This is a genomic window from Wolbachia endosymbiont (group B) of Schoenobius gigantella (assembly GCF_964031005.1).
GTDB lineage: Bacteria > Pseudomonadota > Alphaproteobacteria > Rickettsiales > Anaplasmataceae > Wolbachia > Wolbachia pipientis.
The window spans coordinates 1,265,098-1,287,552 of record NZ_OZ035002.1 but is presented as its reverse complement, the minus strand read 5'-3'; the positions used below and the strand labels follow the sequence as shown (position 1 = coordinate 1,287,552).

At 34.6% G+C, this 22,455-nt stretch carries 35 protein-coding genes and 1 pseudogene; 34 read left to right on the top strand and 2 right to left on the bottom strand.

Going from position 1 to position 22,455, the window contains the following annotated elements; translation table 11 throughout:
* Window positions 1-24 precede the first annotated feature (24 nt).
* From tuf to ACQH2O_RS05850, 33 genes and pseudogenes are all read left to right on the top strand, one after another.
* Window positions 25-1,195: pseudogene (tuf, locus tag ACQH2O_RS06010) on the top strand (elongation factor Tu).
* A 14-nt stretch (window positions 1,196-1,209) separates the two neighbouring features.
* Entirely contained in the window at window positions 1,210-1,530 is a 321-nt protein-coding gene (gene rpsJ / locus ACQH2O_RS06005; protein WP_012673184.1) for a 30S ribosomal protein S10, read from the top strand.
* Window positions 1,531-1,539: 9 nt separating this feature from the next.
* A complete protein-coding gene (gene rplC, locus ACQH2O_RS06000) occupies window positions 1,540-2,262 on the top strand; it encodes a 50S ribosomal protein L3 (RefSeq protein WP_010962757.1) in 723 nt (240 codons plus the stop codon).
* Window positions 2,263-2,264: 2 nt separating this feature from the next.
* Window positions 2,265-2,879 carry a 50S ribosomal protein L4 gene (rplD, locus tag ACQH2O_RS05995; protein ID WP_012673183.1) on the top strand — a complete coding sequence of 205 codons (615 nt, stop codon included), beginning with the start codon at window positions 2,265-2,267 and terminating at the stop codon, window positions 2,877-2,879.
* Window positions 2,876-3,163 carry a 50S ribosomal protein L23 gene (locus ACQH2O_RS05990; protein WP_010962755.1) on the top strand — a complete coding sequence of 96 codons (288 nt, stop codon included), beginning with the start codon at window positions 2,876-2,878 and terminating at the stop codon, window positions 3,161-3,163. Before rplD ends, ACQH2O_RS05990 begins: the two co-directional genes overlap by 4 nt.
* 1 nt (window position 3,164) lies before the next feature.
* Window positions 3,165-3,989: a 50S ribosomal protein L2 gene (gene rplB, locus ACQH2O_RS05985; protein WP_425385145.1), complete on the top strand. Its 825-nt coding sequence runs from the start codon at window positions 3,165-3,167 to the stop codon at window positions 3,987-3,989.
* Window positions 3,990-3,992: 3 nt separating this feature from the next.
* Entirely contained in the window at window positions 3,993-4,277 is a 285-nt protein-coding gene (rpsS, locus tag ACQH2O_RS05980; RefSeq protein ID WP_006279181.1) for a 30S ribosomal protein S19, read from the top strand.
* 5 nt (window positions 4,278-4,282) lie between these two features.
* Complete coding sequence (rplV, locus tag ACQH2O_RS05975) at window positions 4,283-4,630, top strand: 50S ribosomal protein L22 (protein ID WP_007549821.1); 348 nt, start codon at window positions 4,283-4,285, stop codon at window positions 4,628-4,630.
* A 39-nt stretch (window positions 4,631-4,669) separates the two neighbouring features.
* Window positions 4,670-5,284, top strand: a complete 615-nt coding sequence (gene rpsC / locus ACQH2O_RS05970) for a 30S ribosomal protein S3 (protein ID WP_010962753.1) — start codon at window positions 4,670-4,672, stop codon at window positions 5,282-5,284.
* A gap of 14 nt (window positions 5,285-5,298) precedes the next feature.
* A complete protein-coding gene (rplP, locus tag ACQH2O_RS05965) occupies window positions 5,299-5,712 on the top strand; it encodes a 50S ribosomal protein L16 (protein ID WP_010962752.1) in 414 nt (137 codons plus the stop codon).
* A gap of 11 nt (window positions 5,713-5,723) precedes the next feature.
* Entirely contained in the window at window positions 5,724-5,927 is a 204-nt protein-coding gene (gene rpmC, locus ACQH2O_RS05960) for a 50S ribosomal protein L29 (protein ID WP_006279350.1), read from the top strand.
* Window positions 5,920-6,156: a 30S ribosomal protein S17 gene (gene rpsQ / locus ACQH2O_RS05955; RefSeq protein ID WP_007549925.1), complete on the top strand. Its 237-nt coding sequence runs from the start codon at window positions 5,920-5,922 to the stop codon at window positions 6,154-6,156. The genes rpmC and rpsQ overlap by 8 nt, the downstream gene beginning before the upstream one ends.
* A 13-nt stretch (window positions 6,157-6,169) precedes the next feature.
* Entirely contained in the window at window positions 6,170-6,529 is a 360-nt protein-coding gene (gene rplN / locus ACQH2O_RS05950; protein ID WP_006279348.1) for a 50S ribosomal protein L14, read from the top strand.
* Window positions 6,529-6,846: a 50S ribosomal protein L24 gene (gene rplX, locus ACQH2O_RS05945; RefSeq protein ID WP_006279347.1), complete on the top strand. Its 318-nt coding sequence runs from the start codon at window positions 6,529-6,531 to the stop codon at window positions 6,844-6,846. Before rplN ends, rplX begins: the two co-directional genes overlap by 1 nt.
* 6 nt (window positions 6,847-6,852) lie before the next feature.
* On the top strand, window positions 6,853-7,386 hold the full coding sequence (gene rplE, locus ACQH2O_RS05940) for a 50S ribosomal protein L5 (protein ID WP_425385144.1): 534 nt from the start codon (window positions 6,853-6,855) through the stop codon (window positions 7,384-7,386).
* A gap of 16 nt (window positions 7,387-7,402) precedes the next feature.
* Window positions 7,403-7,711 (top strand): 30S ribosomal protein S14, encoded by a 309-nt coding sequence (rpsN, locus tag ACQH2O_RS05935; RefSeq protein WP_425385143.1) that lies wholly within the window; start codon window positions 7,403-7,405, stop codon window positions 7,709-7,711.
* Window positions 7,712-7,732: 21 nt separating this feature from the next.
* Entirely contained in the window at window positions 7,733-8,128 is a 396-nt protein-coding gene (gene rpsH / locus ACQH2O_RS05930) for a 30S ribosomal protein S8 (RefSeq protein WP_007551150.1), read from the top strand.
* Between the two features lie 16 nt (window positions 8,129-8,144).
* Complete coding sequence (rplF, locus tag ACQH2O_RS05925) at window positions 8,145-8,690, top strand: 50S ribosomal protein L6 (protein ID WP_007551152.1); 546 nt, start codon at window positions 8,145-8,147, stop codon at window positions 8,688-8,690.
* A 5-nt stretch (window positions 8,691-8,695) separates the two neighbouring features.
* Window positions 8,696-9,067 carry a 50S ribosomal protein L18 gene (gene rplR, locus ACQH2O_RS05920; RefSeq protein WP_006279867.1) on the top strand — a complete coding sequence of 124 codons (372 nt, stop codon included), beginning with the start codon at window positions 8,696-8,698 and terminating at the stop codon, window positions 9,065-9,067.
* A gap of 12 nt (window positions 9,068-9,079) precedes the next feature.
* On the top strand, window positions 9,080-9,592 hold the full coding sequence (rpsE, locus tag ACQH2O_RS05915) for a 30S ribosomal protein S5 (protein ID WP_010962748.1): 513 nt from the start codon (window positions 9,080-9,082) through the stop codon (window positions 9,590-9,592).
* 3 nt (window positions 9,593-9,595) lie between these two features.
* Window positions 9,596-10,066, top strand: coding sequence for a 50S ribosomal protein L15 (rplO, locus tag ACQH2O_RS05910; protein WP_006279863.1), 471 nt, complete (start codon window positions 9,596-9,598; stop codon window positions 10,064-10,066).
* A 3-nt stretch (window positions 10,067-10,069) separates the two neighbouring features.
* Entirely contained in the window at window positions 10,070-11,398 is a 1,329-nt protein-coding gene (gene secY / locus ACQH2O_RS05905) for a preprotein translocase subunit SecY (RefSeq protein WP_425385142.1), read from the top strand.
* Window positions 11,395-12,036: an adenylate kinase family protein gene (locus tag ACQH2O_RS05900; RefSeq protein WP_007550178.1), complete on the top strand. Its 642-nt coding sequence runs from the start codon at window positions 11,395-11,397 to the stop codon at window positions 12,034-12,036. Before secY ends, ACQH2O_RS05900 begins: the two co-directional genes overlap by 4 nt.
* A 59-nt stretch (window positions 12,037-12,095) precedes the next feature.
* Entirely contained in the window at window positions 12,096-12,464 is a 369-nt protein-coding gene (rpsM, locus tag ACQH2O_RS05895; protein WP_010962745.1) for a 30S ribosomal protein S13, read from the top strand.
* 24 nt (window positions 12,465-12,488) lie between these two features.
* Window positions 12,489-12,875 carry a 30S ribosomal protein S11 gene (gene rpsK, locus ACQH2O_RS05890; protein ID WP_015589137.1) on the top strand — a complete coding sequence of 129 codons (387 nt, stop codon included), beginning with the start codon at window positions 12,489-12,491 and terminating at the stop codon, window positions 12,873-12,875.
* Between the two features lie 21 nt (window positions 12,876-12,896).
* Window positions 12,897-13,964: a DNA-directed RNA polymerase subunit alpha gene (locus tag ACQH2O_RS05885; protein ID WP_012673178.1), complete on the top strand. Its 1,068-nt coding sequence runs from the start codon at window positions 12,897-12,899 to the stop codon at window positions 13,962-13,964.
* Between the two features lie 7 nt (window positions 13,965-13,971).
* Entirely contained in the window at window positions 13,972-14,400 is a 429-nt protein-coding gene (gene rplQ, locus ACQH2O_RS05880; protein WP_007550873.1) for a 50S ribosomal protein L17, read from the top strand.
* A 23-nt stretch (window positions 14,401-14,423) separates the two neighbouring features.
* A complete protein-coding gene (locus ACQH2O_RS05875; protein ID WP_012673177.1) occupies window positions 14,424-14,774 on the top strand; it encodes a YraN family protein in 351 nt (116 codons plus the stop codon).
* A gap of 41 nt (window positions 14,775-14,815) precedes the next feature.
* Window positions 14,816-15,376, top strand: a complete 561-nt coding sequence (gene atpH, locus ACQH2O_RS05870; protein WP_425385141.1) for an ATP synthase F1 subunit delta — start codon at window positions 14,816-14,818, stop codon at window positions 15,374-15,376.
* Complete coding sequence (gene atpA, locus ACQH2O_RS05865) at window positions 15,373-16,914, top strand: F0F1 ATP synthase subunit alpha (RefSeq protein WP_038198926.1); 1,542 nt, start codon at window positions 15,373-15,375, stop codon at window positions 16,912-16,914. Before atpH ends, atpA begins: the two co-directional genes overlap by 4 nt.
* 9 nt (window positions 16,915-16,923) lie before the next feature.
* Complete coding sequence (gene greA / locus ACQH2O_RS05860) at window positions 16,924-17,418, top strand: transcription elongation factor GreA (RefSeq protein WP_010962740.1); 495 nt, start codon at window positions 16,924-16,926, stop codon at window positions 17,416-17,418.
* Window positions 17,419-17,424: 6 nt separating this feature from the next.
* Window positions 17,425-18,078 carry a 3,4-dihydroxy-2-butanone-4-phosphate synthase gene (ribB, locus tag ACQH2O_RS05855; protein ID WP_038198925.1) on the top strand — a complete coding sequence of 218 codons (654 nt, stop codon included), beginning with the start codon at window positions 17,425-17,427 and terminating at the stop codon, window positions 18,076-18,078.
* A gap of 71 nt (window positions 18,079-18,149) precedes the next feature.
* Window positions 18,150-19,430 carry a M48 family metalloprotease gene (locus ACQH2O_RS05850; RefSeq protein ID WP_425385140.1) on the top strand — a complete coding sequence of 427 codons (1,281 nt, stop codon included), beginning with the start codon at window positions 18,150-18,152 and terminating at the stop codon, window positions 19,428-19,430.
* A 20-nt stretch (window positions 19,431-19,450) separates the two neighbouring features.
* Here ACQH2O_RS05850 and ACQH2O_RS05845 read toward each other — a convergent pair whose 3' ends face one another.
* Window positions 19,451-19,786 (bottom strand): TrbC/VirB2 family protein, encoded by a 336-nt coding sequence (locus ACQH2O_RS05845; RefSeq protein ID WP_070356877.1) that lies wholly within the window; start codon window positions 19,784-19,786, stop codon window positions 19,451-19,453.
* Between the two features lie 95 nt (window positions 19,787-19,881).
* Window positions 19,882-20,616, bottom strand: a complete 735-nt coding sequence (gene fabG, locus ACQH2O_RS05840; RefSeq protein WP_010962736.1) for a 3-oxoacyl-[acyl-carrier-protein] reductase — start codon at window positions 20,614-20,616, stop codon at window positions 19,882-19,884.
* Window positions 20,617-20,881: 265 nt separating this feature from the next.
* Between fabG and ACQH2O_RS05835 the strand changes: the two genes are divergently transcribed.
* Complete coding sequence (locus tag ACQH2O_RS05835; RefSeq protein WP_010962735.1) at window positions 20,882-22,402, top strand: HlyD family type I secretion periplasmic adaptor subunit; 1,521 nt, start codon at window positions 20,882-20,884, stop codon at window positions 22,400-22,402.
* Window positions 22,403-22,455 lie beyond the last annotated feature (53 nt).

The following is a 22,455-nucleotide window of genomic DNA, read 5'->3' as shown; positions in this document are numbered from 1 at the left end:
ATTTTAGGTAGAAAAGTTTAAATTATGACAGCAATAGTGGAAGCATTTGGAAAGCCGCATGTAAATGTGGGAACAATAGGACATGTGGATCATGGGAAGACGACGTTAACAGCGGCGATAACGAAGCATTATGGAAATTTTGTAGCGTACGATCAGATAGACAAAGCGCCAGAAGAAAGGAAGAGGGGGATAACGATAGCAACAGCGCATGTTGAGTATCAGACAGAGAAAAGGCATTATGCACACGTTGATTGTCCTGGACACGCTGACTATGTAAAGAACATGATAGTAGGTGCAGCACAGATGGATGCGGCGATATTGGTAGTGTCGGGGGTTGATGGGCCAATGCCACAAACGAGAGAGCATATATTGCTGGCGAAGCAGGTAGGTGTTGGATATATCGTGGTGTATATAAATAAAGCTGATGTTGCTGATGCTGATATGATAGATTTAGTAGAAATGGAAGTGAGGGAATTACTGAGTAAATACGGATTTCCAGGGGATGAAGTGCCTGTGGTGGTTGGTTCAGCGCTCAAGGCGCTGGAGGATGACAGCAGCGAATATGGAAAGAAATCAATAGATAAATTGATGGAAAAGTTAGATGAATATGTAGCGGTTCCACCAAGGCCTGTGGATTTACCATTTTTATTGCCAATCGAAGATGTATTTTCGATATCGGGGCGAGGAACAGTGGTAACAGGAAGAATAGAGAAGGGAGAGATAAAGACGGGAGAAGAGATAGAGATAATAGGTCTGAAAGCGACGCAAAAGACGATATGCACAGGTGTTGAGATGTTTAAGAAGTTGCTGGATAAGGGAAGTGCAGGACTCAATGTAGGAATATTGTTAAGAGGAACAAAAAGAGAAGAAGTGGAGAGGGCAAGTATTAGCGAAACCGGGGACGATAACACCGCATAGAAAGTTTAAGGCGGAGGTTTATATATTAAAGAAAGAGGAAGGAGGAAGGCATACACCATTTTTTGCGAATTACCAGCCACAGTTTTATTTAAGGACAACGGATGTAACTGGGAGCATAAAATTGCTAGATGGGAAGGAGATGGTAATGCCAGGAGATAATGTGAGTGTAGAAGTAGAATTGCAAGTACCGATAGCAATGGATAAGGGATTGCGTTTTGCGATAAGAGAAGGCGGTAGAACTGTTGGTTCTGGTGTTGTTTCTGAAATTTTGGAGTGAGTGTAGTAACTAAGATGAAGCAAGATATATATATTAACATTAAGGCTTTCGATTGTTCTTTATTGGAGGAGTGTGTTCGAAAATTTGTTGATGAATTAAAGCGGTCCAGTGCAAAATTATCTGGTCCGATTGCGTTGCCAAGGAAAGATTCTAAATTTATTGTTAATAGATCTCCTCACGTTGATAAAAAATCTCGTGAACAGTTTGAAATGAGAACTTCTAGGCGTTTGATTGTTTTACATGATCTTACTCCTACTATGATGCAGATGCTTACAGGTTTATCTTTTTCTGCTGGCGTAGAAGTGGATTTAAAAGTCAAGGAAGTTAAGGTTTAGGAGAAGGAAATGAAGAGAATAAATTCGCTGAGGAGAATTGGTTTACTAATGATGAATATTGGTCATACTGCTATGTATTCTGACAATAGTCGCATGGCTGTAACTTTATTGCATCTCAGCGAAACTCATATTATTGATATAAAAGGACAAGATAAATGTGGCTATAATTCAGTCATTTTAGGCACAGGAGATTTTAAAAATATAGCAAAACCTCAGTTGGAATATTTAAAGAAAAAGGGTATAAATAATAAATGTAAGTTATACGAAAGTAGATTAAATGACCTGTCGGGAATAGAATGTGGTAAAAAAGTGGGAATCAATCATTTTGTGGTTGGTCAATATCTTGATATTACGGGTTATTCTATAGGTAAAGGATTTGCTGGTGTGATGAAGCGGCATAATTTCAGTGGGCTTAGGGCATCTCATGGTGTTTCTATTGCTCACAGATCACAAGGTTCCACTGGCCAATGTCAGGATCCTGGTAGAGTATTCAAAGGAAAGAAAATGGCTGGTCATTTAGGTAACAGCAGGATAACTGCACAAAATATGAAGATATTATCCATTGATCATGAAAATAGTATAATTGCTGTGAAGGGTAATAATGTTCCTGGGTTTAAAAATTCCTATGTTTTTGTAAGAGATGCAGTTAAAAAATCTTTACATAAAGATGTTCCTTTTCCGGTAGGTTTACTGTTAGATGTAAATGATGATGCTAGTAATTTGGTAAGTTAGTTATGGAATGTAATTTAGTTAATCTATCTAATGATAATGTAGGTACTGCTCAGCTCAATCCTTTGATATTTTCTGCTAAGCAAAAATTGAGTATTTTGCATGATATAGTGAGATGGCAATTAGCGAAGAGAAGAGCTGGTACTCATAAAACAAAAGGTATTAGTGATGTCTCTGGTACAACAGCTAAACCTTATGGTCAAAAACGTACCGGTAGGGCAAGACAAGGGAGCTTGCGATCTCCTCAATTTAGAGGTGGTGGGATTATTTTCGGCCCTGTTGTGAGGAGTCATACTTATTCTCTTAATAAGAAGGTACGCAAATTTGGTTTAAAAATTGCTTTATCTCTAAAGTATTTAAATAATCAAGTAATTATTCTGGATAATTTAAATATTGATGTGAAGAAAACGTCTGAAATGTGTAAATGTATTAAAAATTTTAAATTTTCTTCCTTTTTGATAGTTGGTGATTATGGAGATGATTTGTTGCGTGCGGCTAAAAACTTGCACTATGTAGACTTAATCAAACCTATTGGGTTAAATGTTTTTGATATATTGAATCACGAATGCGTGATGTTGACAAAGGATACTTTAAAGCATCTTGAAGGTAGATTGTTATGATCAAATATAATAATATAATAAAATCTTCTATAATTACAGAAAAGGCCTCTTTTTTGAGGGAGAAGTTTAATAAATATTCTTTGTATGTTTTTGTAAATGTAAATAAGCGTCAAATAAAGTTGGCAATAGAGTCTCTATTTGATGTTAAAATTTCTTCTATAAATGTTGTTAGAATTAAGCCTAAATATAGGCGTTTTAGGGGTGTGGTTGGTTGTGAAAAACAGAAAAAGAAAGTTTATTTTTCTTTGATGGATGGTCAAAAATTAGATATAATGAGCGTTTAGTATGGGTATGAAATTTTTTAATCCTGTTACTCCGTCTTCTCGTGGGACTGTGTTAGTAAGTAAAGTTGGTTTATCAAAAGATGAGCCAGAAAAGTCTCTTACATCCGGTAAAAAGTCCAGTGGTGGAAGAAATAATCATGGTAGAATTACAACTCGTCATAGGGGTGGTGGTCACAAAAAGAAGTATAGAGTGATAGATTTTAAGCGTAATAGAAGTGGTCAAGGTATAGTTGAAAAAATAGAGTATGACCCAAATAGAAGTGGGTTTTTGGCGTTAATATCATATAAGGAAGATGATATTAAGTCTTATATATTAGCTCCTCAAGGTATGAAGGCAGGTGATGTTGTTACAGCTGGGAATGATGCTGATATTTTGCCAGGGAATTGTTTACTACTCAAGCATATACCTGTTGGTTCTTTCGTTCATAATGTTGAGCTGAAGCCAGGTAATGGTGCTGCGATTGCTAGAGCTGCTGGTTGTTATGCACAAATCGTTGGTCGTGATGGCCAATATGTTTTATTACGACTCAGGTCTGGTCAAATTAGGTTGATTTTATCTTCTTGCAAGGCTACTATTGGTGTAGTATCTAACCCTGACCATAAGAATAGAAAGTTGGGTAAAGCTGGGAGAAGTAGGTGGCTTGGGATTAGACCTACTGTACGTGGAGTTGCAATGAATCCAGTTGACCATCCTCATGGAGGCGGGGAAGGAAAAACCTCTGGTGGTCGTCATCCTGTTACTCCTTGGGGTGTTGCAACAAAAGGAAAGAAAACTCGAAGGAGAAATAAATCTAGTGATAAGTATATAAAACAATTGAAAGGTTAGTTTATGAGTAGATCTGCATGGAAGCCTCCTTTTTGTCATCCTTCTATATTAAAGTCGGTGAATAATGCTTTAAACAAGGGGTTTGTTAACATGGCTATAAAAGTTCATTCCAGGGCTTCTGTAATTCTTCCTAATTGTTTAGGTTTAAAGTTTGCTGTTTATAATGGTAAGGATTACATTCCTGTGAATGTTAATGATCAGAATATGATAGGTCATAAGTTTGGTGAGTTTTCACCCACTCGTAAATTTACTGGGCATAGTGGTGATAAAAAGGCGACAAGAAGGTAATTGATATGAAAAACAGAGATGTAATAGTTAAAGCTGGTTCTAGGGTTTTAAAATCAACTCCTCGTAAATTGAATTTGGTTGCTGGTTTAGTACGTAATAAAAAAGTTTCTTTTGCCACTGTGCAATTAAGATTTTGTGAAAAGAAAGCTGCAGGTCTTATAAGGAAAGTATTAAATTCTGCGATTGCTAATGCTCAAAATTATGGATTGGATATCGATAATTTATATATAAAAGAAATTTTAATAGGTAAGTCTCTTACTTTGCGTAGGGTATGTCCAAAAGCTATGGGTAGAGCTAATAGAGTTAGTAAACGTTATAGTAATATAACTGTAAAATTGGGGGAAATTATATGATTCATAAAAATAGAAAATTAATAAGGAAAGTGCAAAAATATGGGAAACGTTAATCCTAAAGGATTTAGGTTAAAAATAATTAATACTTGGTCATCTATTTGGTATGCTGAGAAGGGTTATAAACAAGGGTTGCATCAAGATTTATCTATTCGCAGTTATATAAATGAATCTTTTAAGCATGCTGGTGTTTCTAAAGTAATTATAGAGCGTACGATCGATTTGGTATCTGTAATAATACATTCTTCTAGACCTGGAGTGATAATAGGTAAGAAAGGCTCGGATATTGAGAAGATAAAGCAAAAGATAGCTGAAAAAGTAAAAAATAATGTGGAAGTGAATGTAGTAGGGGTTAAAAGGTCTGAAATAGATGCAGTTTTAATATCAAACAGCATTGCACAGCAGTTAGAAAAAAGGGTTTCATTTAGAAGAGCGATGAAAAAAGCTATTCAAAGTTGTTTGAGGATGGGTGCTAGAGGTATTAAAGTAAGTTGTTCTGGGCGCCTTGGCGGAGCTGAGATAGCTCGTACTGAGTGGTATAAAGAAGGCCGTTTGCCTTTGCATACTTTACGTGCTAATATAGATTATGCTTTTGCTGAAGCAAAAACTATATATGGCATCATAGGAGTTAAGGTCTGGGTTTATATTGGTAACTAATTAGGTATATTGAAATGTTTATTCCTAAAAAAAGTAAATATAAAAAAGTATTTAAAGGACGAATTAAGGGTAACACGAAAGGTGGTAGCACATTATCTTTTGGAGATTATGGTCTAAAGGCTATGGAAGCAGGTAGGATTCAATCTAAGCATATTGAAACTGCAAGGCGTGTAATATCTAGAACATTAAAACGCTCTGGTAAAGTGTGGATAAGAATTTTTCCTGATACCCCTGTTAGTAAAAAGCCGGCGGATGTGCGTATGGGTAAAGGGAAAGGTAGTGTTGAGTTTTGGGTATTTAAAGCTAAGCCCGGTAGAATGTTGTTTGAAATTAGCAGTGATGTTCCCATGCATTTAGCAAGATTGGCGCTTGAAAAGGCAACTGCTAAGCTTCCTATGAAGTGTAAATTTGTATCTAATCATAATTAAATGGAGTTGCAATGGATATAGCTGACATTGAATCGAGGTCCTCGCAAGAATTGCATGAAATTCTTGTGAATTTGAGAAAAGAGTTTGTTAATTTGGTTTTTCAAAAGAAGCTGGGCCAGTGCAACAATATTTCGCGTTTTAGCTTAATAAGAAAGAGCATAGCTCGTATTTTAACTACATTAAATAAAAGAAGAAGAGAGGAAAAGAATGCCTAAAAAGGTTTTTTGTGGTACTGTAACTAAGGCTAAGTGTGATAAGACTGTAAAGGTTTCGGTATTACAAGTGTATAAGGATGAGCTGTATAAAAAGGTTATAAAAAAATACAAGAAGTATACAGCACATGATGAGAATAATAGTTGTAAAGAAGGGGACAAGGTTTTAATACAAGAACACAAGCCTATTTCTACTACTAAAAAATGGGTTATTGTTAATAGCTCACATTGAATAGGATATTTATATGATTCAAAAAAATACATTGTTGGAAGTAGCTGATAATTCTGGCGCGCGTGCAGTGCTTTGTATTGGTTTATTGGGTGGTAGAAAGTCTGCATCTATAGGTGACACAGTTATTGTATCTACTAAATCTATTACTCCAAGAGGGAAAGTTGAGAAGGGAAAAGTATATAGAGCAGTTGTGGTGAGGGTGAAAAGCCCTATTAGGAAATCTGATGGTTCTGTAATTCGTTTTTCTAGCAATGCTGTAGTTTTGATTAACGATCAAGGTGAACCACTTGGCACTCGGGTGTTTGGTCCGGTAAAAAAGTTATCATCTGGTTCTTTTATGAAGATAATGTCATTAGCTGTTGAGGTTTTATAATGAGTGCTAAAATAAAAAGTGGTGACGACGTTATAGTTTTAACTGGTAAAGATAAGGGAAAAATTGGTAAGGTAATCAAAGTTATAGCACGTGATGCTAAAAAGAAAGTAATTGTTTCTGGAGTGAATGTGCATAAGAGACATACTAAACCAAAAGCTGGTAGTAGTGGTGGTATATTAAATAAAGAGTTAGCTATTGATATATCCAACGTTGCAACATTGGACCCTAAATATAAAACTCCAACTAGAGTGGGGTTTAAGGTTATAGACGGTAGAAAAGTGCGTTTTGCAAAAGTTTCTGGAGAAGTGATAGATTAGGTTGATATGTTTAAAGAATTGTATAAAGATAGCATAGTAAAGTCCTTGAAGGATAAGTTTAATTACGGCAATATAATGCAAGTGCCTAAACTTGTCAAGGTGTGTATCAATATGGGCGTTGGAGATGCTGCTACAGATAGTAAAGCAATAAATGAACCACTTGATAGCCTATATTTGATTGCTGGGCAGAAGCCTTTATCAACTTTTGCAAAAAAATCTATTTCTGGCTTCAAGATCAGAAAAGGTGCTACAGTAGGTTGCAAAGTAACTTTGCGTAGAGATAAAATGTATGAGTTTTTAGAAAGATTGATATATATTGCTTTGCCAAGGGAAAAAGATTTTAGAGGATTTAGTGTGAAGCAATTTGACGGTAATGGTAATTTTTCCTTTGGTATAAAGGAACATATCTCGTTTTTAGAAATAGACTATGATAAAATAAGTAAAATTAGAGGTATGGATATTAATATTATAACAAGTGCAGTTAGTGATAAGGAAGCAAAGGAATTATTACTGACTCTTAAATTTCCTTTTTTTGATTAATTGAGAGGAGAAATATATGGCAAAAAAATCTATGATAGAAAGAAATCTTCGCAGAATAAATTTGTGCGATCAATATAAAGAAAAAAGAGAAAAATTGAAATCTATAATAAATAATAAGAATTTGTCTATTGTAGAAAGGTTTACAGCTCAAAATAAATTAATTAAAAAATTGCCTAGAAATTCTTCTAAAACCAAAATTAGAAATAGGTGTGCTTTAACTGGGAGACCAAGAGGAGTATATAGAAAATTTGGTTTATGTAGAATTGTTTTGCGTGATTTATGTTCTTTTGGGCAAATTCCAGGAGTTACAAAGTCTAGTTGGTAAATATAATATAAGGAGTATATTGTGGCGTTATCTGATAGTATTGGTGATTTTTTAACAAGGATACGTAATGCTCAATTGGCAATGCATAGGGCAACAAGGGTACTATTTTCTAAGATGAATTCTTCTATATTGGAGATTTTAAAAGAGGAAGGGTATATCCTTGATTATGAAAAGCAAGTTGTAGATAACTTACCTTCTTTCATTGTAAAATTGAAGTATTATGAGAAGTCACCTGTAATTAGTGACATAGTTAGGGTGTCAAAGCCTGGTTGTCGTCGTTATTCTAAGTATAAGGACATTTCTAAAGCATATAATGGTCTTGGTATTTTTATTATATCGACACCCAAAGGAGTGATGACTGATTATAATGCACATAAATTAAAGGTTGGTGGAGAAGTTTTGTGTCGTGTGTTTTAAATAATAGGAGAAATTCATGTCTCGTATAGGTGCTGCTCCTATCAATATTCCTGCTGGTGTTTCAGTTGAATATAATAATGGTAGTATGTTAATAAAGAGTGCTAAGGCTGAAAAGGAAGTTAGCTTGATCAGGGATGTTGTGTGTCAGATTATTGATAATCAGCTATTGCTTTCTGTTGATCAAGATAAAGATAATTATGATAAAATAAAGCCTATGTGGGGCACTTATAGGAGTAATATTAATAATATCATTAACGGCATGGTTGATGGTTTTTCTGTTAATCTTGAGATTAACGGTGTGGGATATAAGGCAGAGTGTGATGGTAAGTATTTGACTTTATATCTTGGTTATAGCCATAATGTTAAATATAAAGTGCCTAAAGATGTTGAGATTAAGTGCATAAAGCCAACTCACTTAGTAGTTAGTGGTATGGATAAGCAGAAGGTCTATATGGTGGCGTCTGATATATGCAAAATTAGAAAATATGATCCTTATAAAGGTAAGGGTGTTGTAATAAAAGGCAAATTTATGCTGCGTAAGGTTGTAAGTAAAAAGAAGTAATAAAAATGAAAAGATCGTATAATTTTTTAAGTAATTCTGAAAAAAGGAAGTTACGTAATAGAGCGAAGCTTGACAAGAGCGCTGAACGTTTACGTATATCCATATTTAAATCTAATAGGCATTTTTATGTCCAGTTAATTAATGATGTAAAAGGAATAACTCTCACTTCAGCTTCTACTTTGGATGCTAAAATTAAGGATGTATGTAAAGGGAAAGTCAACGCTGAAACTATAAAACAGGTTTCTTCTTTAATGGTTGAGCGTCTGTCTGGCATGAAATTAGAGCAGCAGCTTACGTTTGATCGTGGAGCGTATAAATACACAGGATTAGTTTCTCAATTTGCTGAGGCTTTAAGAAGTTCTGGATTTGAATTTTAGAAGGTTTTGAATATGGCTATAAAGAATTTACAAAATAATAATGATTTATCAGAGCTTTTAGTTTCGGTACGAAGAGTGACAACGGTTACCAAAGGTGGTAGAAGATTTTCATTTTCAATTTTGGTTGTTGTTGGCGATGAGAAGGGTAGGGTAGGGTGTGGAATAGGTAAGCACGCAGAAGTTGCTGAAGCAAGAGTCAAAGCTGTAAATGCTGCAAAGAAATCAATGATTAGAGTGTACTTGCGTGAAGGTAGAACTTTGCATCATGATATTAAAGCTAAATTTTGTTCTGGTGAGATAGTTTTAAGAACCGCAAGAGCCGGAACAGGTATTATTGCTGGTGGAGCGATTAGATCAGTTTTTGAGGTGTTAGGTATAAAGGATGTGGTAGCTAAATCCACTAGATCAAATAATCCTCATAACGTTATATGTGCGGTGTTTAAGGCTTTTGATAGTATGTTATCTCCTCGTCAGGTAGCAAGCAAAAGAGGCAAAAAGATTAGCGAGATAGTTGGAAACAGGTAAAGTATGAATAATGCTGTAAAATTAAACTCTATATTTACTAAATTATCTAAGAAAAAGAAGCCTAAGTTGCTGGGTAGAGGTATCGGTTGTGGTAAAGGTAAAACATCCGGTAGAGGGCATAAAGGGCAGAAGGCTAGAAGTGGAGTTTCTATAAATGGTTTTGAGGGTGGACAACAGTCTATATATACTCGTTTGCCTAAAAGAGGTTTTAAGCCTATACGTAGGAGCATATACTCTATAATTAATGTTGGCGATATACAGCGCTTAATGGAAGCTAAAAAAATAGTGAAAGACTCTGTTATAGATAAGGAGAGGCTGTATAAATTAGGTTTTATAAAGTCTATTAAGGATAAAATTAAACTTCTTAATAAAGGTAAGTTGAGCGAAAAATTTGTGTTTCATGTTGATTTTGCGTCAGAAGCTGCAAAAAAATCTGTAGCTTCAGTTGGTGGTAGTGTGGAAATACTATCGTAAGTCATGGGCAATAAATCAGCATTTAATAGCTTGGATCCTACGTTGTTATATAAAGGCGATTTATTAAAGCGTATATTTTTTACGCTAATAGCTTTAATTTGCTATCGCTTGGGTACTTATGTGCCTATTCCTGGAATTAATCTTGATGTAATTAATGATATATTTCCCAAAGATGGCTCAGGCGTTTTTGGAGTATTTAATTTATTTTCTGGTGGTGCATTGGCTAGAATGACAATTCTAGCATTGAACGTTATGCCATATATAATGGCTTCTATCATTATTCAGTTACTTTCTTCTGCGATTAAAGGAATGAAGGAAGTTAAGAATGATGGAGAGTCAGGCCGTAGAAAGATGAATTCTTATATACGCTATCTGACCATAGTAATTTGTGTATTTCAATCAATTCCAATTTTGGTTGGATTGGAAGGGATGAATAGGGAAGGGGTATTGGTTGTAATCGAACCTGGTGTTATGTTTCGTACAATAGGTGTTTTCAGCCTTTTAGGTGGAACTATGCTTTTAATATGGCTTGGTGAACGAATCAGCGCTAGCGGTATAGGCAATGGTATCTCATTAATCATTTTCACGGGTATAATATCAGAGTTACACAGCGCTTTGTCATCTTTGTTAACGTTAAATAAAAACGGTAGCGTATCGTTATTTATTATCCTTTTTGTTTTGGTATTGTTTTTTTTGCTGCTACTCTTAGTCATTTTTGTAGAGTCTTCTTATAGAAAGGTTATTGTTCAACATCCTAAAAAGCAATTTAAAAGATTACATAATGACGATTTTACTTATATTCCATTGAAGATTAATTTATCTGGTGTAGTACCAACCATTTTTGCTAATGCAATTTTATTGACACCTATTTCAATTGCAAATTTCTATAAGGGGCACGCTTTTTCTGATTTTATTTTGAATTACTTTATGGCAAATAAAGTAGTATATATTGTAGCCTATTTGGTGCTGATAGTATTTTTTAATTTTTTCTATACCAATTTTATATTTAATCCAGAGGAAAACGCAGATTTTCTTAAAAAAAATGGTGGTTTTATACCTGGTAGAAGGCCTGGGAAACATACTTCTGATTACCTTCAAGATATAGTTTTTAAGTTGACATTCGTTGGCTCTGCGTATTTGGTAGTCATATGTACTGTACCTGAAGTTATGAGATATTATTATGATATACCATTTATTTTTGGTGGGACGAGCTTACTGATTATAGTGAACGTTATTACTGATACTATTATGCAAATACAATCTTATATTTTTTCAAATAGGTACGACAACTGGATAAAGAAATATGAGTCTAAAACGAGGAAAGTAAGATGATCATTACGATTTTTGGTCCTCCAGGTTCTGGTAAAGGTACTCAGTCAAGCTTGTTAATAGCAAAATATAATTTAAAATTAATTTCAGTAGGGGATTTATTAAGGAATATTATATCTAGCAGTAGTGAGTTAGGTAAAAAAATAAAGGGTACCGTGGAATCTGGTAATTTAATTCAAGATGAAATTATATGTGGATTATTACGTGACCAGCTTGCATTAGTGGATGATAATTGCTTATTAGATGGTTTTCCGAGAAATTTAAACCAGGCTCATTTTTTGACTCAAGTTTTGCAAGAAAAATATAATAGGGATGTTGACATTGTAGTTGAGCTGCAGCTTGACGATAATATTGCAATCGATAGGTTAAAAAATCGTCTCGCGTGTTTGGACTGTAAAAGCATATATAGTGTATCTTCTTTTAAGAGTACTACTTGTGCTAAATGTAAAAGTACGAGGTTAGAGAAAAGAATTGATGATGCTGATATGTCTGCAATTAATAAGAGAATAAGTGAATATCACCTTCAAATGAAAGGTTTACGCGAGTATTATAAAGGCAAATTATTAACAATTGACGCTAATTTGAGTGTTGATGAGGTAACGCAAGAGATTGAAAGTAAAATTTCTTGTAATTTGGTTTGACTCTGAGTTGTTTTATGGTATAAATTAAGAGTTGTTATTAATAAAGTATCGAGGTACCAGTGGCACGTATTGCAGGCATAAATATTCCAGTGAGGAAATGTGTTCCTTTTGCATTAACTTATATATATGGTATAGGTATTGCTACTGCGAATGTAATTTGTCACGCTTGCGAAGTTGATAAGCGCAAACGTGTTTCAGAATTACGAGATGAAGATATAGAAAAGATCAGCGGTTTCATTAGACAAAATTATGTTATAGAAGGTGAGCTCAGAAAAGAAGTGGCTATGAACATAAAATCTTTAGTGGAAATGGGATGCTATAGAGGGGTGAGACATAGAAAAGGTTTACCTGTGAGAGGGCAAAGGACTCATACTAATGCTAAGACTCGTAAAGGTAGATCTCGGTTGCCTATTGCTGGGAAAAAATAAAATTTATTATTATTGTGAGTTTTAATGAAAAAAGTCAAAACGGTTAGTAAGAGTAAGAAGGAGTTTATTACTGGTGTTGTCCATATTCGTGCAACTTTTAATAATACTTTTGTAAATGTAACTGATGTTCATGGTAATACGCTATGTCAAACTTCTGTGGGTGCATGTGGTTTTTCAGGTTCGAGAAAATCCACACCTTATGCTGCAGGTAAGGCTGCGGAGTCTGCTGCGAAGAACGCAATGGAGAGATTTGGTATGAAGGTTGTCTCTGTAATAATTCGCGGCCCTGGCTTTGGTACCGAAGCTGCGGTTAAAGCACTTCAGAGCTGTGGGTTGACTGTGACTTCAATTGCAGATAAAACCGCAATTCCTCATAATGGGTGCAGGTTAAGAAAAAAAAGAAGAGTATAGGATATTTGAAAAGGTTGTTTTATGTATTATAATAATGATGTTTCTCTCTGTAGCAATTTAGATAAATTGATTAAACCTAGTTCAGTTAAGGTAATATCAGATGATTCAAGTGAAAAAAGTGATATAGTGCTAGAACCGTTGGAAAGTGGTTTTGCTTTAACATTAGGCAATGCATTAAGACGTGTAATGTTATCTTCTCTTAAAGGTAGTGCTGTTTATGGAATAAAAATTGAAGGTGTAACTCATGAGTTCACTTCAATTCAAGGGGTGAGAGAAGACGTAACTGATATAGTATTAAATATGGGTATGTTGAGGTGTAAATTAAATGGTGCTTCTAATAAATGCTTAAATTTAAACGCTAAAGGGCCTTGCCAGGTATTAGCTGGGATGATAGAAACTGATGATCAATGCTCTATTGTTAATAAAGATTTGTTAATATGTACGCTGGGGCAAAATGTGGAGCTTAACATGACCATATATGTGGCTAGCGGAAAAGGTTATCTTCCTGTAACTAAATATAAAGAAAATGAACTTTTGAAGCTTATGAGTGAACAGGATTTGATTGGTTTTATTCCAGTTAATGCTTTGTATAGCCCTGTCAACAGGGTTTCGTACAGGGTAGAGAACAGTCGTGTTGGCCAAGTGACTGATAAGGATAAGCTGATATTGTCAATTGAAACTGATGGTACAATTTCTCCGAGTCAAGCTGTTGACTCTGCTGCAAGAATATTACAGGAGCAACTTCAGCCCTTTATTAGTTCTGATGTAAGTTATAAAAAATCGCAGGTTTCTTCGTCTAGTGGTGCTAAAGATTTGGGTTATGACCCTGTCTTATTGCGTAAGGTAGATGAAATGGAATTATCTGTCAGGTCTCATAACTGTCTGAAAAACGAAAACATCACTTATATAGGTGATCTTGTACAAAAGACAGAAGGTGAAATGTTAAGAACTGCTAATTTTGGCAGAAAGTCTTTGAATGAGATTAAGGCAGTTTTGACTAATTTTGGCTTGTCTTTGGGTATGAATGTGCTAAACTGGCCACCTAAGGATATAGATGAGTTGGCTAAACAACATACTGATGAAGATTAGGTGATATATGAAACATGGAATAAAAAAACGTAAACTATCTCGTTGTACTGAACATAGATTATCGACGTTAAAGAATCTATCTATCTCATTAATTAACCATGAGCAGATTGTAACTACTTTACCAAAAGCTAAGGAACTTCGTCCATATGTCGAAAAGTTTATTACAATTGCTAAGAATAAGAATACTTTACATGGTAGAAGACTTTTGCTTTCACGCCTTCATAATAGTAAGTTAGCAGTTGATAAGTTATTAAACGTCTTAGCCAGCCGTTATCAAGATCGTAAAGGTGGGTATTCTAGAATAATAAAATTTAGCACTCGAAAGGGTGATTGCGCTTCAATGGCAGTGATAGAACTGGTTGATAGGGATATTGCAGCAAGAGGTAAGGTTTATAGTAAAAATAAAGAAGGAGGCAAAGTAGTTACACAAAGTTAATTGTTATCATAATTGTTCTTCTTGTGGTAAGTAGGTTACGCTACTTTGTAGGTTACTTTGGCGAGTTATTAGTTTTAGTATATTTAAAACTGAAATGGTATAATGTTATAAAACGCCGTTACCGTTGTAAGTTCGGTGAAATTGACTTAATTGTATCTAAAAAAAAGGAGCTGATTTTTATAGAAGTTAAAACAAGTTTACTTGGAAAAGAAATACCGATATCTCATCTTCAATGTCAGTCTATTATAAATTCTTCTAAGTATTTCTTAAGTAAAAACCTTAGTTTTTTAGATTATTCAGTCAGATATGATTTATATTTTCTTTCCTTAAAGAGAAGACCTGTTTATATAAAAAATGCTTGGATTGAAGAATGAAAGATTTGTAGCTGAATTAATTTAGATTTACTGGATTTAATATGAAAAAGACCCAATACAATAATTTAGTTTCATCTTACGCTAGAGTGCTATTTCATGTCTCAGGAAGCAGGTTAGGTATTATAAGGAAAGAAGTAGAATTTTTGTTGGCTTTTTTTAAGGATCAACGTGATGTTTTTGTGTACCTATCTCATCCTATGATTTCTTTTGCACACAAAAAAGAAGTGATGCTTTCTATAAATGAGCACTTGAGTGAGAATTTAGTAAAATTTATTATGGTTATATTTGCAAATAAACGCTCTAGTTTATTGATCCTTATATTAGAAAAATTCTTAAGTCTTGCAAGAGAAAATGAAAATGAATTCGAAATTACTATAAAGTCAGCAGAAACTTTAAAGGAATCTGATATAAAAATAATTACTGAATCTTTGAGCTTTCTTGGTAAAATAATAAAAGTAAGCAATGTGGTTGACCCTTCTATACTAGGTGGCTTCGTAATTAGGTATGGTTTTAATTTGATCGATGCTTCGCTAAAAAGTTACTTGGATAGGTTAGTTGACTTAAGTAAAATGGAAATATTAAAAGTAAGGAATTTTGTATGAAGAACAGTATGAATGTTTCTGAGATAGCAAGTATAATAAGAGAAAAGGTTGAGACGTTTGATAATCCTATAAAGCGGGAAAATATAGGTGAAGTAATTTCAGTAACAGATGGTATCGCATTGGTTTATGGGCTGGAAAAAGCAAAATTCGGTGAAAAGGTATTTTTTGCAAGTGGTGTAGAAGGAATAGTTCTCGATTTAGATCATAATACGGCTGGAATAGTTGTGCTTGGTAATGACCGTGATGTGAAAGAAGGGGACGTTGTAAAATGTAGTGGTGATGTTGTGCAGGTGCCTGTAGGGCATGAATTGTTAGGGAGAGTTGTAAATGCGTTGGGCCATCCTATGGACGACGGTGGGGAAATTAGAGCCAAAAACAGAATGGATATAGAATCTAAAGCGCCAGGCATTATTGATCGTAAGTCTGTGCATGAGCCACTGCAAACAGGAATTAAAATTATAGATTTGCTAATTCCAATAGGTAGAGGGCAGCGTGAATTAATTATTGGTGATAGACAAATTGGTAAAACTACTATTGCGCTTGATACTATTATCAATCAGAAGAAGATTAACGATGAGGTAAACGAAAATCAAAAAGTTTACTGTGTTTATGTTGCTATTGGGCAAAAAATTTCAACAGTAGCAAAAGTGGTAAATAAGCTGAAAGAAAGCGGAGCATTAGAGTATACAACTGTAGTTGTGGCTAGTGCATCTGACTGCGCGCCTATGCAATTTTTAGCACCTTATGCTGGTTGCACTATTGGGGAATTTTTCCGTGACAATGGAATGCATTGTTTGATTATATATGATGATTTATCTAAGCATGCTGTGGCATATAGGCAGATGTCTTTATTGCTCAGACGTCCTCCTGGTCGTGAAGCTTACCCTGGAGATATATTCTATGTACATTCTCGCTTGCTTGAAAGAGCTGCTAAAATGTCTGATAAAAAAGGGCAGGGTTCTTTAACTGCTTTGCCAATTGTCGAAACTCAAGCTGGTGATGTATCCGCATATGTGCCAACAAATGTTATTTCAATTACCGATGGGCAGATCTTTCTTGAGTCTGAATTATTTTATAAAGGATTTCGACCTGCAGTAAATATAGGTTTGTCGGTTTCACGGGTTGGTTCTGCTGCACAATTAAAGTCTGTGAAAAAAGTTGCTGGTTCTATAAAGCTAAGCTTAGCTCAGTATAGAGAATTAGAAGATTTTGCAAAATTTGGTTCTGATCTTGATGCTAGTGTTCAATTATCCTTGAATAAGGGTAAATATCTTGTTGAGTTATTAAAGCAAAAACAACATTTACCTATGTCAATAGAAGAGCAAGTAGTGCTGATGTATATTTTTTCTAACCTGTATAATCAGTTAAGTAAAATACAAATAAGTAACGTTAATAAATTTGAACATGATCTTGTTAATTATTTTCGTACTGTACACCCTGGGGTTTTAAAAAAGTTGTCAAATGACATGAATGGTGATATAAAAGGTGATATTTTTAATATTGTGAGTAATTTTGTTACTCAATTTAATTGCGTTTAGGTGGTAATTATGGCTTCATCTATTATTAATAAATTTCCTATGACGAGGGAAGGTTTTGAGAATATGCAAGCCGAACTTGAAAAATTAAAGGAAGAAAAGCCTTCTGTTATACAAGCTATTTCTGATGCTCGTGATCAAGGTGATTTGTCTGAAAACGCAGAGTATCATGCTGCACGGGAAAGGTTAGGTTTTATTGAAGGCCGTATAATGGAGATAGAAAGTAAGCTCTCACATGCGGAAGTAATAGAAGTAAAAAATTTGTCTGGTGATTCAGTAATATTTGGTGCAACTGTGACATTAAGAATGTTAAGTGATAATAACGGTGAAGTGGAATATGTTTATAAGGTTGTAGGCGAATATGAAGCTGATGTTTCAAAGCAGTTAATATCTACTAGTTCACCACTCGGGAGTGCCTTAATCGGCAAAAAAGTCGGTGAGTATGTGGAAGTGACAGTGCCAAATGGAGAGAAATTGTATAAAATAGTTAAGATTGAATTTAAGTAAATTATTATGGTACAGGCCACTTATGCTTCAATGAGTCTACCCGGTATTTCTTCTGTGGAAGATGTATTAGAGGATGCTCGTTCCGGTAAATTGTTCATTTTAGTTGATGATGAAAGTAGAGAGAATGAAGGTGATTTGGTTGTCTTAGCTGAAAAAGTAAAACCAGAACATATGGCTTTTATGGTTAGATACGGTACTGGTATTGTATTTTTAGCTATGACAAAGCTTCATATGAGTAAACTAAATCTTGAGTTTATGAGGAAGAGCAATGTAGATGAAAAGCTTACTCCTCATACTGCATTTACTACGTCAATTGATGCGCGTTATGGCATTACAACAGGTGTTTCTGCTCATGATAGAACGCATACGATACTTACTGCCATTGATGAAAAGAGTACTAAGGACGATATTATTACTCCAGGGCATGTTTTCCCTATTATTGCAAATGAAGGCGGGGTTTTAGCACGCAATGGTCACACTGAAGCAAGTGTTGAAATAGCAAAGTTGGTTGGTCTTAATCATGCAGCTGTAGGGTGTGAATTAGTGAATGATGATGGCTCTATGATGCGCTTACCTCAGTTGCTTAAATTTGCTGAACAACATAAAATTAAGTTAACTACCATCGACAAACTTATCAGTTACGTTAAAAAATTAAACTAGCGTTTATAAATTTGTATAATTTAAGTGTTAAAATATAAAATTCCTGTAAATTATACAAGCACAGAATTTTCATGTTTAGAATTGCTAAGTTTTTGACCTTATTGTTCTTTCTTGCATATTATAATAATGCTTACTCTATTAACATTATTAGAGATAGTGAGGTGGAAGCAATAGTGAAAGAGCTAGCGCAACCTTTATTTTCTGCTGCAGATATTGATCATGATCAAGTGAAAGTTTTTGTAATTAATGACAGTTCGATTAATGCTTTTGTAATTAACAATAACAGTATCTTCATTCATTTAGGGCTTTTACGATATTCGGCTAAACCTTATGTCTTGCTTGGTATATTAGCACATGAGATTGCTCACATATCTGCTGGTCATATATTGCAAATGAGTAGTGCTATGGGTTATTTTCAATCGATAGCAATGATTAGTTATATGGTAGGATTAGTTTCTAGTATTATCATTAACCCTCAGGTTGCTGGTGCAATTTTGCTTAGTGGTGTAGCACTCAGTTCAAGGCTATTTTTTAACTATTCTCAAGAGCAAGAAAGTGTAGCAGATAGCTATGCTTTAAGGTACCTTGATGAATCTGGCTATGATAATTCAGGTATGAAAGAGATTTTTGATTATTTTAAAAGTATTGAGCATGAGAATACCGAGGAATATTTCCGTACTCACCCACTTAGTGAGAAACGTATATTTGCTGTACAGAATTATAAGGTCAAAAACAACGTAAAACCAATTTTTGCGGATAAGTTACTAAAGTTTGAGCGTGTGGTTGCAAAGCTAGACTCTTTCTTTGCTCCTATTCATGTGTTATCTAATAAATATGAAGATAATTCTGAGTATGTAAATGCTATAGTTTGCTATAGGCAAGGAAAGATAGAGGAGGCTATTGCTAAAGTTAATTCATTGATTCAAGAGTCACGCAATGACCCATACCTATATGAATTAAAAGCAGAAATGCTATACAAGGCTGGAAATTTAAGTGAAGCAATAAAAATGTATGAGGAATCGCTTAGGTATTTATCTGAGAAAAACAGTTATTTAGTGAAACTTGCATTATCTCATACTTTATTATTACACGGTGATGCAAAAAAGGCAATGTTTTACCTGGAGCAGATTTTGAATGTAGAACCAAATAACGCTTTTGTCTGGAAATATTTAAGCGTTGCATATAAATGTGACGCTGATACGGCAATGCATTATTTTGCTTTGACAAAAAAGGCTTGTATTGAAGGTGATTTAAAGCAATTTACAAAATATGCTGAGCTAGCTGTTAAAACTTTACCAAAAGATAGCCCTTATTTGTTGCAAGTTGAAGATATGAAGCGATTTAATGGATAACAAAAAAGCATTCTGTACTTTTATGGGTTTCTCTTTCCACAATTTTCCAACATAGCTTTTGCTTCATCGCTTACATTGGGCATAATTTTCGTTATGATAGTTTTAGCGCCAAAAAATACACCACAGAACATGCCAAGAGCAAAGAGGGCTGGCCACGGCATCCTGCCAAATATTGCAAGCAAAGCTGCACCAATTATTACTACCGTCATAAGTGGACCGCCTATCCCCCAAACATAACCAATAATATTGCATATTACTTTAGTTGTGTCATCCATATCAGGGTCAGCTGCATAACCTGAGAAAGAGAAAAGCAATACTACGCAAAAAACACTAAAAAATTCCATTATAGAGCTCATTTTTTTGCCTCTAAATAATAAATTAACGTAAACCTACACCTACACATATTTTTATTTTAAAGTAAAAATTATAATTTGTCCATACATAAGTGTTGCTACATAAATAACCCACCATTAATGTTAAGCACATGCCCTGTTATATATTTTGCTTCATCACTTGCTAAAAATAAGACCCCTGCTGCTATTTCTTCCCCTGTTCCCATTCTTTTCATTGGAATATTATCTAATATTTTTCCCTTTTGCACTTCATTTAAAACTTCAGTCATTTTAGTATCTATAAACCCAGGAGCAATACAATTTACTGTTATATTACGACTTGCAACTTCTTTTGCTATAGATTTGCTCATAGCTATTATTCCAGCTTTAGACGCTGCATAATTTGCTTGCCCGGCGTTTCCTGTCAGCCCTATTATTGAGGAAATATTTATAATTCTTCCCCAATTATTCTTAATTAGTTTCCTGCATGCTTCTCTACTCAGCTTAAATGTAGAACTCAAGTTAATATCAATTACTTTTTGCCATGTTTCATCTGTCATTCTCAATAATAAACTGTCTTGCGTAATGCCCGCGTTGCATACAAGCCCGTCAAAGCCTTCCATCAACTCACTTGCTCTGTTTACTAGTTGATTTACTTCCTCAGCATTTGATAAATCACAAGGGAGTACGTGCATATTTTTTTCATATTGTTTAGCAACTTCTTCGAGCACTTCTTTTTTTGTGCCAGAAACACATAAAGTTGCTCCGGCTTTGTGCATAATTTTTACAATTGCTTGCCCTATTCCGCCTGATGCACCAGTAATCAGGAACTTTCTGCTTTCCAATCCAAACATAATAACTTTATATTATCTTAATTCCTAACAGAATATTGACTAGTTGGCAATAGATTTCTTACATAATATAAGTAACTCAGATATTCACAAAATAAAGGAAAAGTTATAATAAAGTTAAACGTCAAAAAATTTTAAAAACATAGTTATGCAGGAATTGTTACTAAATAGTTTATTCTGGTGCTCTACAGTCTAAATGGAATGCTTAAATTATAGATTCTTTGTTTTTGTGTGTTATCTTGAGTTAACACAAATTCACAGTAGTATTATGATCAGTAAGTTAAAAAAGCTTAGCACTGGATTTTCTTTGACAGGCTTGATTGGCCATAGTGATAATATAAATATGCAAGGAGCAAAAAATAAAAAGAAGAAGTACCCAAAATTTTTGGATAAGACGTTCGCATTGATTGATGCGATGATAAATTTTATTTTAAAACGTGAAAGTAATAACGTAAATGAAGTTCTGAGAGTAACATGGGGACCACTATTTTTTGGTCTGGTAGTAATACTTATCTTTTTTGGGATAGGTGGTATTTGGTCGGCTATAGCTCCAATTGACGGTGCGGTGCATGCAAGTGGAGAAGTTATTGTATCTTCAAATAGGAAAATAGTTCAACACTTGGGTGGAGGAATAATAAGCAAAATTTTAGTCAAAGAGAGCCAAGCAGTTAAAAAAGATGAGCCTCTAGTTTTGTTGAGTGATGTTAACGAGAAGGCGAATTTAAGTATTATCAAAGAGAAGCTCTTATCATTTTTAGCAACAGAAGCAAGGCTTCTTGCAATCAGAGTAGATTTGGACACGCTCGAGTTTCCTGATGAGGTTAAAAAATTATCTCACGATGAACTTGTAAATAAAGCGATAAAGAATCAAGTAAAGTTGTTCAACTCTCAGAGAAAGAGCATATTGGGAAAAACAGACATACTGCAACAACGTATAAAGCAGTTAAATGATGAATTAGCGGGGCTAAACTTTCAACTAAATGCAGCTCATAAGCAATATGACTTGATAACTGAGGAGTTGGAAACAAAAAGACAATTACTTGATAGTGGCCATATAAGCAAACCACACATTTTAGCTTTAGAAAAGCAGTTTGCTGAAATTGAAGGCAGAGTTGGACATTACCGTTCTGCAATATCTCAAGTGCAGCAAAAAATTGGAGAGAACGAATTAGAAATTATAAACGTGAGAAACGATTCTCAAGAAAGAGCAAACGCTGAACTTAAGGAAGTTAGTACGTCTATTGCAGACTTGAAAGAGAGGCTGATGGTTGCTGAAGATTCATTAGCACGTACAATAATTAAATCGCCTCAAGATGGGATAGTCACAGATATAAGATACCATACTGAAGGTGGTGTTATACAATCTGGAGTTCCGATCATGAGCGTAGTGCCATCGGATGATGACCTAATAATAGATGCTAAAATTCAGACCAGAAACATAGAAGAGGTACTGTCGGCACAAAAGAAAGATAGCAACATAGTCTCTATTGATGGGCTAGAAGGGCTAAAGGTTAAAGTCCGGTTAAGTGCTTACAGTGCACGTCGTTTAAGTTTAATTAGTGGTATAGTAAGCCATATTTCTCCTGACGCTCTTGATGATCCAAGACTAGGGCGTTATTATTCAGTACGTGTAGTGATACCAAAACCAGAGCTTGCTCAGTTTAAAAACGTATACCTATACCCTGGTATGCCAGCAGAAGTGTACATAGTTACTCAATCTCGTACTCTTTTATCATTCTTGTTTACGCCTATAATTGCAACAGTCGATAGGTCTTTTATAGAAAGGTAGCTCACTCGTTAAAGTAGTAGTGAAAGTGCCGTAATAAAATTTAGGTACATAAT